The organism is Methylomonas fluvii, assembly GCF_014850975.1.
Taxonomy (GTDB): Bacteria; Pseudomonadota; Gammaproteobacteria; order Methylococcales; family Methylomonadaceae; genus Methylomonas; species Methylomonas fluvii.
In genome coordinates, this window is record NZ_JACXST010000002.1 from 535,227 (window position 1) to 550,000 (window position 14,774).

The 14,774-nt window shown below is 52.1% G+C and carries 16 protein-coding genes; 12 read left to right on the plus strand and 4 right to left on the minus strand.

Annotated elements, in window-relative coordinates; all coding sequences use genetic code 11:
* Positions 1–26 precede the first annotated feature (26 nt).
* Positions 27–1,013: a dihydroxyacetone kinase subunit DhaK gene (gene dhaK / locus EBB_RS11955; RefSeq protein ID WP_192394071.1), complete on the plus strand. Its 987-nt coding sequence runs from the start codon at positions 27–29 to the stop codon at positions 1,011–1,013.
* Between the two features lie 13 nt (positions 1,014–1,026).
* Here the strand turns inward: dhaK and dhaL are convergent, their stop codons facing one another.
* Both dhaL and EBB_RS11965 read right to left on the minus strand, forming a co-directional pair.
* A complete protein-coding gene (dhaL, locus tag EBB_RS11960; RefSeq protein ID WP_192394072.1) occupies positions 1,027–1,674 on the minus strand; it encodes a dihydroxyacetone kinase subunit DhaL in 648 nt (215 codons plus the stop codon).
* Between the two features lie 165 nt (positions 1,675–1,839).
* The gene (locus tag EBB_RS11965; protein WP_225587418.1) at positions 1,840–2,352 is read right to left on the minus strand and encodes a hypothetical protein; all 513 of its coding nucleotides are present in this window, start codon (positions 2,350–2,352) and stop codon (positions 1,840–1,842) included.
* Positions 2,353–2,624: 272 nt separating this feature from the next.
* On the opposite strand from EBB_RS11965, the gene EBB_RS11970 reads away from it, so the two are divergent.
* The 8 genes from EBB_RS11970 (at position 2,625) to cpdA (ending at position 11,122) form a co-directional block, all read left to right on the plus strand.
* Positions 2,625–3,800: an acetylornithine transaminase gene (locus EBB_RS11970; RefSeq protein WP_192394074.1), complete on the plus strand. Its 1,176-nt coding sequence runs from the start codon at positions 2,625–2,627 to the stop codon at positions 3,798–3,800.
* A 2-nt stretch (positions 3,801–3,802) separates the two neighbouring features.
* Complete coding sequence (argF, locus tag EBB_RS11975; RefSeq protein ID WP_192394075.1) at positions 3,803–4,702, plus strand: ornithine carbamoyltransferase; 900 nt, start codon at positions 3,803–3,805, stop codon at positions 4,700–4,702.
* A gap of 47 nt (positions 4,703–4,749) precedes the next feature.
* On the plus strand, positions 4,750–5,388 hold the full coding sequence (locus tag EBB_RS11980) for a TIGR04211 family SH3 domain-containing protein (RefSeq protein WP_229427575.1): 639 nt from the start codon (positions 4,750–4,752) through the stop codon (positions 5,386–5,388).
* 95 nt (positions 5,389–5,483) lie between these two features.
* Complete coding sequence (ilvD, locus tag EBB_RS11985; RefSeq protein ID WP_192394076.1) at positions 5,484–7,334, plus strand: dihydroxy-acid dehydratase; 1,851 nt, start codon at positions 5,484–5,486, stop codon at positions 7,332–7,334.
* Between the two features lie 287 nt (positions 7,335–7,621).
* Positions 7,622–8,449: an AlbA family DNA-binding domain-containing protein gene (locus tag EBB_RS11990; protein WP_192394077.1), complete on the plus strand. Its 828-nt coding sequence runs from the start codon at positions 7,622–7,624 to the stop codon at positions 8,447–8,449.
* A gap of 78 nt (positions 8,450–8,527) precedes the next feature.
* On the plus strand, positions 8,528–9,841 hold the full coding sequence (gene argA / locus EBB_RS11995) for an amino-acid N-acetyltransferase (protein WP_192394078.1): 1,314 nt from the start codon (positions 8,528–8,530) through the stop codon (positions 9,839–9,841).
* 36 nt (positions 9,842–9,877) lie between these two features.
* Positions 9,878–10,330, plus strand: coding sequence for a GDP-mannose mannosyl hydrolase (locus EBB_RS12000; RefSeq protein ID WP_192394079.1), 453 nt, complete (start codon positions 9,878–9,880; stop codon positions 10,328–10,330).
* A 3-nt stretch (positions 10,331–10,333) separates the two neighbouring features.
* Entirely contained in the window at positions 10,334–11,122 is a 789-nt protein-coding gene (gene cpdA, locus EBB_RS12005; protein ID WP_192394080.1) for a 3',5'-cyclic-AMP phosphodiesterase, read from the plus strand.
* Here the strand turns inward: cpdA and EBB_RS12010 are convergent.
* Positions 11,119–11,646, minus strand: a complete 528-nt coding sequence (locus EBB_RS12010; protein WP_020482442.1) for an RNA pyrophosphohydrolase — start codon at positions 11,644–11,646, stop codon at positions 11,119–11,121. The genes cpdA and EBB_RS12010 overlap by 4 nt on opposite strands.
* 153 nt (positions 11,647–11,799) lie before the next feature.
* Between EBB_RS12010 and EBB_RS12015 the strand changes: the two genes are divergently transcribed.
* Entirely contained in the window at positions 11,800–12,456 is a 657-nt protein-coding gene (locus EBB_RS12015) for a histidinol-phosphatase (RefSeq protein ID WP_192394081.1), read from the plus strand.
* Between the two features lie 59 nt (positions 12,457–12,515).
* Here EBB_RS12015 and EBB_RS12020 read toward each other — a convergent pair whose 3' ends face one another.
* Positions 12,516–12,746, minus strand: coding sequence for a sulfurtransferase TusA family protein (locus EBB_RS12020; protein ID WP_020482444.1), 231 nt, complete (start codon positions 12,744–12,746; stop codon positions 12,516–12,518).
* 74 nt (positions 12,747–12,820) lie between these two features.
* On the opposite strand from EBB_RS12020, the gene cysG reads away from it, so the two are divergent.
* Together cysG and EBB_RS12030 are read left to right on the plus strand one after the other, a co-directional pair.
* Entirely contained in the window at positions 12,821–14,212 is a 1,392-nt protein-coding gene (cysG, locus tag EBB_RS12025) for a siroheme synthase CysG (protein WP_192394082.1), read from the plus strand.
* A 209-nt stretch (positions 14,213–14,421) separates the two neighbouring features.
* The gene (locus EBB_RS12030; protein ID WP_020482446.1) at positions 14,422–14,757 is read left to right on the plus strand and encodes a c-type cytochrome; all 336 of its coding nucleotides are present in this window, start codon (positions 14,422–14,424) and stop codon (positions 14,755–14,757) included.
* Positions 14,758–14,774 lie beyond the last annotated feature (17 nt).

Below are 14,774 nucleotides of genomic sequence, written 5' to 3' on the forward strand. Positions count from 1 at the left end.
CCACACCCTAACAGCGGAGGCGAATCATGAAAAAATTTATCGACAGCCCGGACACCTTATTACAAACCAGCCTGCAGGGCTTTGCCAAAGCCCATGCCGACATCGTGCAATTCAATCCGGAACCAAGATTCGTATACCGAAACGTACGCAAAACCGGCAAGGTCGCGCTGATTTCTGGCGGCGGCTCCGGTCATGAGCCTTTGCACAGTGGTTTCGTCGGCGTCGGCATGCTCGATGCCGCCTGCCCCGGCCAAGTATTTACCTCGCCAACACCAGACCAGATGCTGGCAGCGGCGCAAGCCGTGGATGGCGGCACTGGCGTTCTGTTTATCGTTAAAAATTATGCCGGCGATGTGATGAATTTTGAAATGGCCGCCGAGATGCTGGACCTCCCCAACGCCAGCGTTTTGATTGACGACGACATCTCCTTACCCAAAACCCACAGCATCGGCCGTAGAGGCGTGGCCGGCACCGCCATCGTCGAGAAAATCGTCGGCGCCGCCGCCGAATCCGGCGCTGACTTAGCCACCTGCAAGGCGCTGGGCGAGCGCGTCAATCAAGCCACCGCGTCGATGGGCGTCGCCTTAAGCAGCTGCACGGTGCCGGCCTTGGGCCATCCAACTTTTGCTATTGCCGACGACGAAATCGAGTTGGGTGTCGGCATCCACGGCGAACGCGGCCGCGAAACGGTGAAACTGGTGAGCGCCAGCGAGATTGTCGACCAATTAGCCGGACATATTTTCGATGAATTGCAACCCGCCGCCGGCCAAGCCGTGCTGCTGCATGTGAACGGCTTCGGCGCAACACCATTGATAGAACTACATTTGATTTACGAATTGGCCTGGCAATATTTCAGCAAACGCGGCGTGATCGTCCAGCGCTCTTTGGTCGGCAACTTCACCACATCACTGGATATGGCCGGTTGTTCGCTAACGCTGACGCTACTGGACGAGGAAATGCTGGGTTTTTGGGATGCACCAGTTAATACCGCTGCGTTGCGCTGGGGTTGTTGAAGCAGGCAACAAGCTAAGCGGGTTGAACCTGAGCGTTTTTCAACACCTCGGCAATCGCCGCGATCATCAACTGCGCAGTCTTGGCACCGGCATCGATATGGCCCTTGCTGCGCTCGCCTAAAAACGAAGCGCGACCCTTGGTAGCCAACATTTCGCGCGTGGCTTCCACACCTTCGGCCGCCACAGCGCAAAGCCGATCCAGTATCTCCCCCAGTCCTGTACCGGCAGCCGCCTCATCTCGCAAAGCCAAAGCCACCGGCACCAGCACATCCAACATGGTCTTTTCGCCGACATCGGCCTTGCCGCGCTGCTTCACGGCTTCCACCGCCTGTTGGAATATTTCAGAGAAGCCGGATAAATCAATGACTTTATCTTTACTGTTCTTTGCCAGCGCGATAAACAAGGTCGCATACAAAGAGCCGGAAGCACCGCCGACAGCAGCCATCACCGTCATGCCGATTTTCTGCCAGGCCGCCACCCAGTCGAGTGGCGCAATCTCGCTGGCATGCTCGCGCAAGGCCTGCAAACCACGCTGTAAATTAAACACATGATCGCCGTCACCTATCGCTTGATCCAGTTCGGTTACTTCCTCGGCATGCGCATCGATGGTATCAATCAGTGCTTGAATTAATTCCGGAAACAAAGATGGGGTCAATGACATGCAGCCTCCGCGCAACAAAACAGTAAGTCTGCTGAGCATAGCTAAAACGCCCTAGCACTGTCCAGCTATACGCATTCTCAGGGACACGACGCTAGAGAAATACGTTGCAAGCTCTCAGCTTCAGCTGAACCGATGACGACCGAGATAATTGAAATGGCTGACGATTTATCTATTTTCCAGCGCTAGCGAATCCAGAAACGGCAACTCCACATCCGCGTCATACACGCTGAAGTGATATTTATCCTTCAAATATTCCAAAAGCCAGGCGTTGGTATCGGCTCGACGCTGCCCGGCGGCCTCATTCATTTGTTGCAAGCGCTGACGCACCGCATGCTGCGGCAATAGCAACAGCTCAATATCGGCCATTGATACGAATTTTTCCGGATCGGGGTTCTTGCCATTAAAAATCTTGAATAGCTGATGCTTTTTTAAGCCTAAATGCGTGTTGAGCTCATCTTTAAACTCGATGAATAACGGTAATAAATCGCTGCCGACGCACGTGTCTTCATGCAGTTTGTGTAAACGATTTAGCAAATGGTAGACCGCAAACCGGTACAATTCCGACTCACGCACAAACAGCCGAGCGGCCATGGCACGTACGGCAATCCGGTCGGAATTGTTCAACCGGATCGAAACGATGTGCTTTTTATCGTCTAAAAGATGTTCGTTGTCGTTCAACGCAAGTCCTTTGTGAGTAATCGCCGGCAATCTCAAACCGGTCGAAACAGCTTAATTTGCGAGAATTTAAAGCATCAATGTTACAGATTTATAACAAACGCCCCGACACGCGAAAATTTCCTCTAAGCCGCTCCGATAGGGGTTACAAGTCGAGCAAACTACCGGATTTTCCGGAAAAACTATTTATTGCTTATATGAGATGAAAAAAATATAATCGCGCGCTTTTTTCGAGCGAATAGCGTTTTTCAAAACACTTTCAGAGTCTTAGCACAATGACCAGTCACATCATGCCTACCTATGCCCGCCAGTCGGTCACTTTTGCACGCGGCGAAGGCGCGTGGCTGTGGGATACCGATGGCCGTCGCTATCTTGACTCAGTCGCCGGCATTGCCGTGTGCAACCTCGGCCACGCCCATCCGGCCGTGCACGAAGCACTGTGCCGGCAAAGCAAAACCTTGCTGCATACCTCCAATCTCTACGGCGTGGAACTCCAGTCGCAACTCGCGGATAAATTGATCGAATTGAGCGGCATGGATAATGTGTTTTTCGGCAATTCCGGCGCCGAAGCCAACGAAGCGGCGATAAAAATCGCTCGCAAATACGGGCATCAACAAGGCATAGACAATCCGGTGGTGCTGACCATGGAAAAAAGCTTCCATGGCCGGACTATGGGCACGCTGAGCGCCACCGGCAACACCAAGATCAAGCAAGGCTTTGCGCCGCTGCTGGCCGGATTTACTCATGTGCCGTACAACGATATTCCGGCTATCGAAGCAGCTCTCGCCGCCGATAAAAACATCGTCGCAATCTTGGTCGAACCGGTGCAAGGCGAAGGTGGGGTGAATATTCCGGCCGCGGATTACTTAAATCAAATTCGCGCTCTATGCGACCGGCACAATCTGCTGATGATGCTGGACGAAATTCAAACCGGCACCGGCCGTACCGGGCGCTTTCTGGCTTTTCAACATAATGGCATTCTGCCAGATGTATGTACGATGGCTAAAGCCTTGGGAAACGGCGTGCCAATTGGCGCGTGTCTGGCACGAGGCAAAGCGGCGGACGTGTTACAAGCCGGCAATCACGGCTCGACATTTGGCGGCAATCCACTGGCGTGCAGCGCGGCCTTAGCGGTACTAGAAACTTTATCAAGCAGCACCTTGATCACCGATGCGCAATCAAAAGGCGAGCAAATTTGCCAACGCTTCAAAAACGCACTGGCTAACAACCCGCACATCGTCGATATTCGCCACAAGGGCTTGATGATAGGCATCGAATTAGACCGGCCTTGCGGCGAGTTAGTCAGCAAAGCCTTGGCACAAGGCTTGTTGATTAACGTCACCGCCGACAGCACCATCCGTTTGTTGCCACCGCTGATCATCGACGACGCACAAATAACAACGCTGACAGAAACTTTGACAGCGCTCATTCAGGAATTTAGCAGACAATAACCATGCAACCCAGACACTTCATCAGTCTGCTGGATTTGTCCAGCGCCGAATTACACACCCTGATCCAAAGGGCGATTCAACTCAAAACCCATCGCGATCCGAACTATCAGCCTTTGAAAGGCAAAGTGCTGGCGATGATTTTCGAAAAATCCTCGACCCGCACCCGTATCTCCTTCGAAGCCGGCATGGCTCAATTCGGCGGCAGTGCGCTGTTTCTATCCCCTCGCGACACGCAACTCGGTCGCGGCGAACCCCTGGAAGACAGCGCCAAGGTGATTTCCAGCATGGTGGACTGCATTATGCTGCGCACCAACAATCACGAAACGGTCACCACCTTTGCCCAGCACTCGCGGGTACCGGTTATCAATGGCCTGACCGATTTGCTGCACCCGTGCCAACTGTTAGCTGATATGCAAACCTATTTCGAATTGCGCGGCGACATCGCCGGCAAAACCGTAGCCTGGATCGGCGACGGCAATAATATGTGTCATTCCTATATCAATGCGGCTCGCCAATTCGATTTTAAATTGAACATCGCCTGCCCTGTCGATTACCGTCCGCAGCAAAGTATCGTCGATGCCGCCGGACATAGAGTGGCGTTTTTCAATACGCCGGAGCAAGCCGCACAGCAAGCCGATTTGGTGGTGACCGATGTCTGGGCCAGCATGGGCCAGGAAGAGGAACAGAAAAAACGCGAATTCGTATTTAAGGATTTTCAGGTCAACGCCAAAACCATGGCTGCCGCCAAAGCCGATGCGCTGTTCATGCATTGTCTGCCGGCTCATCGCGGCGAAGAAGTGACGGCTGAGGTTATCGACGGCCCACAAAGCGTGATATTTCCGGAAGCCGAGAATCGCCTGCACGCTCAGAAAGCGCTGCTGGAATTTCTCATCTGCCGATAATTTCGCTAGAATCGCCGCTTTCTTTACGCCGAACGAAGAGTGATACTGTGAAAAAAACTTTTGCCTACATGTTTGCCTGTCTGCTGATTAGCCCGCTTGCCATGGCAAGGACCGCCTACGTCACCGACAAAGTCGAGGTGCCACTACGCAGCGGCGAAAGCGAGCGCACCAAGATCGTCAAAATGTTGGAAAACGGCATTCCGGTCAGCGTATTGCAAGAAAGTACCGAAAACGGCTACACCTATATACAAACCAGCAACGGCGCGGAGGGCTTCATTCTCAGCCGCTACTTGACAGGCGAACCCAGCGCCCGCAATCAGCTGGAAGCCGCCAGCAAAAAACTCGAAGCGCTGCAGGAAGAAAATAAACAACTTAAAGCCGGACAAGCCAACAGCCAGGAAATTGGCAAAGAACGCGATAAGCTCAGCGCAGACCTCAGCGAACTTCAGCAAACCGCCGCCAATGCGATACAACTCAAGCAACAGCGCGACCAATTGCAGGAACGCGTCATCTCCGTCGAGCGCGAACTACAGCAATTGAAACGCGAAAATCAGGCATTGACCGACAGCAGTAACCAGGATTGGTTTTTGTACGGCGGCGGCTTGGCTTTATTCGGTGTATTGCTGGGCTTTATTCTGCCCAAACTCAGCTGGCGCCGCCGCTCCAGCGGCTGGGACAGTTTTTAATTTTTAAACTATTTATCCGCAGTACCAGTCTGCGGTAAATGACGCCCCTTCCCGCGGCAGTTTGAGCGCCGCTTTTGCTTTCAGTTGGAATCATCATGCCTGCATACCGTTCTCATACTACCACTCAGGGCCGCAACATGGCGGGAGCGCGCGCGTTGTGGCGCGCCACCGGCATGAAAGACGGCGATTTCAATAAACCGATTATCGCTGTAGCTAATTCCTTCACCCAGTTCGTGCCGGGCCACGTACACTTAAAAGATCTTGGTCAATTGGTAGCGCGCGAGATTGAACTGGCCGGCGGCGTTGCCAAGGAATTCAACACCATCGCCGTTGACGACGGCATTGCCATGGGGCACGACGGCATGCTGTATAGCCTGCCCAGCCGGGATTTGATTGCCGACAGCGTCGAGTACATGGTCAATGCGCATTGCGCTGATGCCATAGTCTGCATTTCCAATTGCGACAAAATCACCCCAGGCATGTTGATGGCGGCCATGCGCATCAATATCCCGGTGATTTTTGTTTCCGGCGGCCCGATGGAAGCCGGTAAAGTACGGTTGGCCGAAAGCGCTGACATCAAGAGGCTGGACTTGGTCGACGCGATGGTCATGGCCGCAGACAGCAACGTATCGGATACCGATCTGGCGGCTGTCGAACGCTCGGCCTGCCCGACCTGCGGCTCCTGCTCCGGCATGTTCACCGCCAATTCGATGAACTGTCTAACCGAAGCCCTCGGCCTGTCGCTGCCGGGCAACGGCACCGTATTAGCCACCCATGCCGACCGCGAACAATTGTTCAAACAAGCCGGTCGCCGTATCGTCGAGCTCGCTAAACAATATTACGAGCAAAATGACGCATCGGTGCTGCCGCGTGCGGTCGGTTTTAAAGCCTTTGAAAATGCGATTGCGCTGGACATCGCCATGGGCGGCTCCACCAACACCATCTTGCATCTATTGGCGATTGCTCAAGAAGCCGGCATCGATTTCACCATGGCGGATATTGACCGCATGTCCAGAGTAGTGCCGCAATTGTGCAAGGTCGCGCCCAACACCAACAAATATCATATCGAAGACGTGCATCGCGCCGGCGGCATCATGGCAATTCTGGCCGAACTTAACCGGGCTGGCCGCTTGCACACCGATGTACCGACCGTGCACGCCAAAACTCTCGGCGATGCCCTGGCGCAATGGGACATCACTGCCACCCCCAGCGATGCCGTAAAAACATTTTATATGGCTGGCCCCGCCGGCATTCCGACTCAGGTAGCATTCAGTCAGAACACCCGTTGGCCCAGCCTGGACACCGATCGTGCCGAAGGCTGTATCCGCTCGATTGACCATGCCTTCAGCCAAGAAGGCGGGTTAGCGGTATTACATGGCAATATTGCTTTGGATGGCTGCGTGATCAAAACAGCCGGCGTCGATGACAGCCTACTGGTATTTGAAGGCAACGCCCATGTGGTCGAATCGCAAGACGAAGCGGTGGAGAACATCCTCAACAACAAAGTCAAAGCGGGCGATGTGGTGGTGGTGCGTTACGAAGGCCCCAAAGGCGGGCCCGGCATGCAGGAAATGCTCTACCCAACCAGCTATATCAAATCCAAAGGCTTAGGCAAAGCTTGCGCGCTATTGACCGACGGCCGTTTTTCCGGCGGCACCTCCGGCTTATCGATTGGTCACTGTTCGCCGGAAGCGGCGGCAGGCGGCGCGATTGGTTTAGTGAAAAATGGCGACCGCATTCGTATCGATATTCCCAATCGCACGATCAACGTCTTGCTCAGCGACGAAGAACTGGCCCAACGCCGCACCGAGCAGGACAAATTGGGCTGGAAACCGGCCAAGCTGCGTCCCCGCAAAGTGTCAGTGGCGCTGAAAGCGTATGCCTTTTTTGCCACATCCGCCGACAAGGGTGCGGTGCGGGATTTGTCCAGGCTCGAAGATCAGTAAGTCGACGATGCCCTATAAAGGCTTGATGGTTTAGGCTGTTAAAACGCCATCAAGTCTTTAACTTTGGATATCAACGAACACGTGGTCATCTGCTGCTTCCAAAATGTCTGAAAGCCGCCTCACAATTCCGGTTAACGCCTGACAAACTTCGCCAAAATTTTCAGCGCCGTACCCCACAAGGGGCCAGTGCATAATTTTTGGTACAGATTGCGGCTGAAGTGATCAAACCGGCTCAACTGTGTAATTGATCCATTACCGCCCCAACTTCGCCTTAATCCAAATCGCTGATGAAACGCTTCCTTCTCCAACTGCTCTACATCTGGAAACAAAAGCTGAAAATCTATTTCGTAGCCGGCTGGATAGGTGCTGGAATGGGAATATTTTTATTGGCGCCCAGTTACGACTACATCAGTTCGCGCGAGCGCAACGCCGACCCGCTTTCCTCGGTCGAATTCGTTTTGAGTCAGTTTAAAGAGGTGATGACCGGCCAAATTAATCAGAATAACCTGATCCTGTTTTACGCCGAAATTGGCGCGCTACTGGGCTTGCTATCACTAGGCTTTTATCAGATTTTGCATAAACGACTGGTGGATCTGGACGCATTGAAAACCGAGCTGGAAAAGGATTTGCCGACCATCATCCGCCAAGGCGAAGGACCGTTGCTGGAGTTTAAATCGTCGCTGCGCTGGGATATTCAGGAGCAACGCGTCAATAAGGCCCTGGAAGGCGTGATTATGAAAACCCTGGCGGGTTTCTTTAATAGTCCGGTTGGCGGCACCTTGCTGATCGGCGTGGCCGACAATGGTGAAGTCCTCGGCCTGGAATCGGATTTCCAAACGCTGAAAAAGCCTGACCACGACGGTTTCGAGCAAACTTTGATGACAGCAGTCTCCACCCATCTGGGCGCCGATTTATGTCCGCTGATACACGTGCTGTTTCATAAGCTGACCGACCGCGATGTCTGCCGGGTTATTGTTTCCCCCTCACATCGGCCCGTATTTCTGACTCAGAGCAACGCACCCAAATTCTTCGTACGAACCGGCGGTGGCACTCGGGACCTCAACATTCAAGAAGCGCTGGATTATGTGGCCAGCCGTTGGAAAAAAACCAAATAACCCGCCCTGATTGGGTTTTACCGCCGGCAAAGTTAAACTAAGCAGCCAGCAAACCCGCAACCGATTTGTAAACACACCATGGAACATCAATCAACTTTCGTTAATTGGTTCAGAAATTCTTCGCCCTACATCCACGCCCACCGCAACCGTACGTTTGTGCTCTTTTTTGGCGGCAATGCGGTAACAGAGCCGGATTTCGATAATCTGATTCACGATTTCGCCTTGTTGAGGAGTCTGGGTGTCAGGCTGGTGCTGGTGCACGGCATTCGTCCGCAAATCGACGAACAGGTGAACGTTCACGGCAACACGCCGCAGTTTCATCACCATTTGCGGATTACCGATACCACCACGCTGCAATACGTCAAACAAGCCGCAGGTTTAGTGCGGGTGGAAATCGAAGCGTTATTGTCTATGGGCGTTTCCGGCTCGCCGATGGCCGGCGCCAAGATTCGTGTGGCGTCCGGCAATTTCGTCACCGCCAAACCCTTGGGCGTACTGGATGGCATCGACTATAGCCACACCGGCAAGGTCCGGCGTATCGATGCACAAGCCATTCATCAGCAACTGGATCAACACAATGTGGTATTGATTTCACCTATCGGTTATTCGCCCAGCGGCGAAATCTTTAATCTGTCGGCCGAGGAAGTGGCAACCGAAGTAGCCATCGCCTTGCAAGCCGAAAAGTTGATTTTGTTGACCGAACAAAATTGCGTATCGCCTGGCGATAATCACCCCATCCAACAGCTCACCACGGCTCAAGTATCATCACTATTGCAAGAGACGCCAACGGTCCCGGATGAAGTCGCCCGTTCATTACGCGCCGCGATGCAAAGCTGCGAAAAAGGCGTACAGCGCGCGCACTTGATCAATCGGCATGTGGATGGCGCCCTGCTTCTTGAACTATTTACCCGCGACGGTATCGGTACGTTGATCAGCTCCAACGCGTTCGAAACCATACGCGCGGCGACATTGGACGACATCGGCGGCATTATGGAGCTGATCAAACCTTTGGAGCAGCAAGGTATCCTGGTCAAGCGTTCGCGGGAAAAGCTGGAGATGGAAATTGGCGACTATATAGTCATCGAGCGTGATGGCTTGATCATCGGTTGCACGGCTTTTCATGTGATGGCCGACGGCAACAGCGCAGAGATTGCTTGTCTGGCTGTGCATGCCGACTATCAAAAAGGCGCGCGTGGTAATAGCTTATTGGACTATCTAAGCAACAAAGCCAAATCCGAAACTATTCGCCGTTTGTTCGTACGTTCCACGCAAACCGTGCATTGGTTTGTCGAGCGCGGTTTTGCGCCCTGCGAAATCGACGATTTGCCCGAACCGATGAAAAGCGCTTACAACTATCAGCGCAATGCCAAGGTATTGTATAAAGACGTCTAATCCCATTCTCCATTTACTCAGCCTTCAGGATTTCGGATGCTTGATAAGCAGGACTTTCTTACAGTCGTAAAAAACACCCCTCTAGTCGCTATTGACTTGATTGTGCGCTCCAGCAGGGATGAAATATTGATGGGCTTGCGCATGAATGAACCGGCGGCCGGCTATTGGTTCGTGCCAGGCGGCAGAATTTATAAATCAGAAACATTGGCAGCCGCGTTTCAAAGAATCACAGAAACCGAATTAGGCACTGCCTACAACATCGAAAACGCTGATTTACTGGGCGCCTTCACCCATTTGTATGAGACTAATTTTGCCAAACAGCCGGGCATCACTACCCATTACGTGGTTTTAGGCTATCAATTGCAGTTGGATCTGGATATTAATCAGCTACCGGCACAACAGCACTCTAATTACCGCTGGATTGGTAAAAACGAAGACTTGAGTGAGGTTCACCCTAACAGCCAAGCCTACTATCCCTGTCTGCGCTGACCAATGCGCGCTTTAAAAGTCTTGCAAATAACCGACCTACATATATTGCCGCATGCCGGCGACAGGATGCTTGGTATAGATACCGAACAGTATTTCCAGCAAACCCTAGCCCACGCGCATGCCACTCTCGGCCCATTCGATCTGATTTTATTGACCGGCGATTTGGGCCAAGACCCTAGCGCTGACAGCTACCGGCGAATTTGCCGGCATCTGCAAACTTATCAAACACCTTGCCTGTGTTTGCCCGGCAACCATGACGACCTGGAACTGATGGCAATTGAGCTGAATGAAGGTCTCGTCAGTTGCCGTAACCATGTGCTGCTAAAGAATTGGCAGATTATTGCCCTAAACAGCCAAAAACCCGGAAGCCCCGCTGGGTTTTTATCACCGGAAGAACTGGCATTTTTACAGCAAACGCTAAGCGCACATGACATGCCTGCCCTGCTGGCGGTACATCATCATTGTGTTGCCAGCGGGAGCAGTTGGATGGATACGATGCAAATTGAGAATGGCGAGGCATTGCTGGCAATAGCGGAACAATTTCCGCAGGTTAAGGCCATCACTTGCGGACATTTGCATCAAGAAATGCAAACTAATCATAAACAAATAGCGATATTCGCTACGCCGGCCAGCTGTTTTCAGTTCAAGCCGTTTGCTACCGAGTTTGAACTGGACACGCTAGCACCAGGATACAGGGTCTTCGAATTGGGCGATGACGGTGACTTGCGTTCCAGGTGCTATCGCTTGCCCATCAACATGAACGACTTACAAACCAACCAGCACAGTTACTAACCAAACGCCAATCTTCCTGATAAATAACTCTCGGCGTTGACACCCACATCGTTGGCAATCAGCAAAGCCCCTAGTTCGTCCATCGCTTTGCGGTACACCCGGCGCTTGAAGTAGACCACGTCTTTCAGCGGGTACCAGTATTCCACCCACTTCCAGTTATCGAACTCCTGTTTGTGCCCGCAATCGAACCTGACATTCGACTCATCGGTCATTAAACGCAAAATAAACCAAATCTGTTTCTGACCGATGCATAACGGCGTGGAGTTTTTGCGAATATACCGATCCGGCAATTTATAACGCAACCAATAACGGGTGCGTCCCAGCAGTTGCACATGTTCCGCGCACAAGCCGGTTTCCTCCCACAACTCCCGATACATCGCGGTTTCCGGATCCTCGTCGCCATCGATTCCGCCCTGCGGAAACTGCCAAGAATTAGCGCCCTTGCGCTTTGCCCAAAACACACGACCCTCGTCATTGCAAAGGATAATGCCGACATTAGGCCGGTATCCTTTCGAGTCTATCATGTAAAAACCTGTATTATTTGCCGCCCTGTTGCTAATGCCTGGATGTTAAAATTAACAACGGCACGGCCATTAAAATGAATGGCGCAATTGTTCCACAAATAACCGGCGGACGCCACAGGCCGCTACTTTTTTCTTTATGACGACGGATTTGCCGTGAGCTTAGCGATTTTTGATCTGGATAACACGCTGATCGCCGATGATAGCGATTTTTTATGGGGCCAATTTTTAGTCGACCGTGGCATTGTCGACAAAGACCAGTATGAACAAGCCAATAAAAAATTTTACGAGGATTACAAACACGGCACTCTGGATATTGTCGAGTTTTTGCATTTTTCACTGGCGCCACTAGCCCAATACGACGCCGAACAACTGTATCGCTGGCGCGCTGAATTCGTCGAAACGCTGATCGAGCCGATCATGCTGGAGGCGGCCCAGGCATTGGTAGAAAAGCATCGCGCAGCCGGTGACACCTTGCTGGTGATCACCGCCACCAATCGCTTCGTCACCGAACCGATCGTAAAACTCTATGGTATCGACAACCTACTGGCCACCACACCGGAATTTATCGATGGTCGCTACACCGGTAAATTCAACGGTACGCCCTGCTTTCAGCAAGGAAAAGTCGCGCAGCTAAACGACTGGCTGGCAAATTCCACGGAAACGCTGGCAGGCAGTTGGTTCTACAGCGATTCGCATAACGATTTGCCGCTATTAAGCTTGGTGGATAAACCGGTTGCCGTCGATCCTGACGAAAAACTAAGGGAAGTTGCTCAAAAAGCAAACTGGCCGATTATTAGCTTGAGGAAATAAACGCTGAGGATAAGGTTCAAAAGCAGGTTATTTTGAACCTTTATAATATTGAATCGCTTCTATTTTTTCTGTATAAAGAACACTTGTTTATCGGCTTCCTTGAATATCTTCAGCGGAATATGACCCGCCTGATCGATATAGACACCAAAGTCCAGATGAGCCGCCGGATCGGTAGCAATCACTTTGACTACCCTACCGCTTTCCACTTCCATAATCGCCTTTTTCAAACGCAGCAACGGTAACGGACATTGCAATCCGCTGGCATCGACTTCCAAATCAAATTCGATCATAGTGGTGTTCACTCAACTGTTCTTTAGACAACCCTTATAATAACACCAACCCCAGACCACGAAAATCAAGCACCATGGATTACTTCCCGCTTTTCTTGAAACTAAAAGACCAGCCATGCCTGGTTGTCGGCGCCGGCGAAATCGCCTCGCGTAAAATCGAACTCTTGGCAAAAACCGGGGCGAGAATTACCGTGGTGGCTCTGGAAATTGGCGCTAGCGTCGCGGAAATGGGCCGAGATAATCGCGTACTTATCCAAGAAAAAGCCTTTGCAGCGGATGATGTGAAGGGCATGCGCGTGGTCATATCCGCCACCAACCAGCGCACGATCAACGAAGCGGTCGCTCAGGCTGCTACAGCGCAAAATATTCCAGTGAATGTGGTCGATAATCCCGATTTGTGCAGTTTTATCTTTCCGGCGATTGTTGATCGCTCGCCATTGATCGTAGCCGTGTCTTCCGGCGGCGTGTCACCGGTACTGGCGCGTTTACTGCGTTCCAAGGTGGAAAGTACCATTCCCGGCGCGTTCGGGCTGCTGGCACAGTTTGCCGAGGATTTTCGGGCATTGGTTAAGGAACGACTCAAAGAACCGAACCGCCGCCGGGTATTTTGGGAAGACGCCTTGCAAGGCCATATCGCCGAGTTGGTGTTTTCCGGCCGCCGCGAGCAAGCTGCAATAGAATTGCAAGCCAAACTCGATGCGGCTGAGCAGACACAAAATCGTGGCGAAGTGTATTTGATCGGCGCCGGCCCCGGCGATCCCGATTTACTCACTTTCCGAGCCCTACGCTTGATGCAGCAAGCGGATGTGATCGTTTATGATCGCCTGGTTTCCGAGGAGATATTGGAGATGGTGCGCCGCGACGCCGAAAAAATCTACGTCGGCAAACAACGCAGCAATCACAGCCTGCCGCAGGAATCGATCAACGAGTTGCTGGCGAATCTGGCTTTGTCGGGCAAGCGCGTCGCACGCCTGAAAGGCGGCGATCCGTTTATTTTCGGCCGTGGCGGGGAAGAAATCGAAACCCTGATGCAGCAAGGCATTCAGTTTCAAGTCGTACCAGGCATTACCGCTGCCGCCGGCTGCGCTAGCTACGCCGGCATACCGCTGACTCATCGCGATCATGCGCAGTCCTGTACCTTCGTCACCGGGCATTTGAAGGACGGCAACATCAACCTCAACTGGAGCCAGTTAGCCTCTCCTAACCAAACCGTCGTAATTTATATGGGCCTGGTGGGATTGGAGACGATCTGCCAATCGCTGATCGAACATGGCTGCCCGGTTGATCAACCAATTGCGTTAATTCAGCAAGGCACCACTCGCCATCAACGGGTGATTACCGGCACCTTGGGCGACATGCCTAAACGCGTCGAAAACGCGGACATTAAACCACCGACCTTGATCATAGTGGGCACGGTAGTACGTCTACGCAAACAGCTGGAATGGTTTCAACCCAGCCAAAACTAAGCGCACATGAATTTTTCCCTATTTCAGACGATGTTAAGTTTTACTTGGAAAAATCAGCCCGCAAACCCGGTAAAGGCGCGAACCACAGAGAAAATCGATTGAATTTTTCGCTAAAGTTCCCTATCCTTTACCCGCTTAATTTCCCAATGAACTGCCTATGCAAAATAACAATATGCAGTTCTTTTTTTTAAACACAACGAGAGAATCATATGAAAAAATCATTCGGTTTATTAGTAGGCGCAGCTTTGATCGCTATCAGCGGACAAGTTGCAGCTAACGAAGCGGAAGAAATCGGCGCGAAAATTTATGAGCGTGCTTTCGGTCGTGGCTGCGGCGCTTGCCATGACATCGCTTCCAACCCACAATTATCGGCTTTGATCAGCGCCGGTAAACTGCCTAAAGACCAGTTCGCTAAAGTTCTGAAAGAAGGCAAAAACGGTATGCCTAAAGCTGTTGCAGCTATCATGGAAGTCGGTCCTGTGAAAAAAGCAGGTTACACCGAAGACCAAGCTATCGATGCAGTTTACGAATATTTGAAAAAATAATCGTAGCCTTTCGGGGC

Excerpts from the sequence above, each read along its gene's own strand:
- dhaK (WP_192394071.1), top strand. The coding sequence starts at position 27 with ATGAAAAAATTTATCGACAGCCCGGACACCTTATTACAAACCAGCCTG.
- dhaL (WP_192394072.1), bottom strand. The coding sequence starts at position 1,674 with ATGTCATTGACCCCATCTTTGTTTCCGGAATTAATTCAAGCACTGATT.
- EBB_RS11970 (WP_192394074.1), top strand. The coding sequence starts at position 2,625 with ATGACCAGTCACATCATGCCTACCTATGCCCGCCAGTCGGTCACTTTT.
- argF (WP_192394075.1), top strand. The coding sequence starts at position 3,803 with ATGCAACCCAGACACTTCATCAGTCTGCTGGATTTGTCCAGCGCCGAA.
- ilvD (WP_192394076.1), top strand. The coding sequence starts at position 5,484 with ATGCCTGCATACCGTTCTCATACTACCACTCAGGGCCGCAACATGGCG.
- EBB_RS11990 (WP_192394077.1), top strand. The coding sequence starts at position 7,622 with ATGAAACGCTTCCTTCTCCAACTGCTCTACATCTGGAAACAAAAGCTG.
- argA (WP_192394078.1), top strand. The coding sequence starts at position 8,528 with ATGGAACATCAATCAACTTTCGTTAATTGGTTCAGAAATTCTTCGCCC.
- EBB_RS12000 (WP_192394079.1), top strand. The coding sequence starts at position 9,878 with ATGCTTGATAAGCAGGACTTTCTTACAGTCGTAAAAAACACCCCTCTA.
- cpdA (WP_192394080.1), top strand. The coding sequence starts at position 10,334 with ATGCGCGCTTTAAAAGTCTTGCAAATAACCGACCTACATATATTGCCG.
- EBB_RS12010 (WP_020482442.1), bottom strand. The coding sequence starts at position 11,646 with ATGATAGACTCGAAAGGATACCGGCCTAATGTCGGCATTATCCTTTGC.
- EBB_RS12020 (WP_020482444.1), bottom strand. The coding sequence starts at position 12,746 with ATGATCGAATTTGATTTGGAAGTCGATGCCAGCGGATTGCAATGTCCG.
- cysG (WP_192394082.1), top strand. The coding sequence starts at position 12,821 with ATGGATTACTTCCCGCTTTTCTTGAAACTAAAAGACCAGCCATGCCTG.
- EBB_RS12030 (WP_020482446.1), top strand. The coding sequence starts at position 14,422 with ATGAAAAAATCATTCGGTTTATTAGTAGGCGCAGCTTTGATCGCTATC.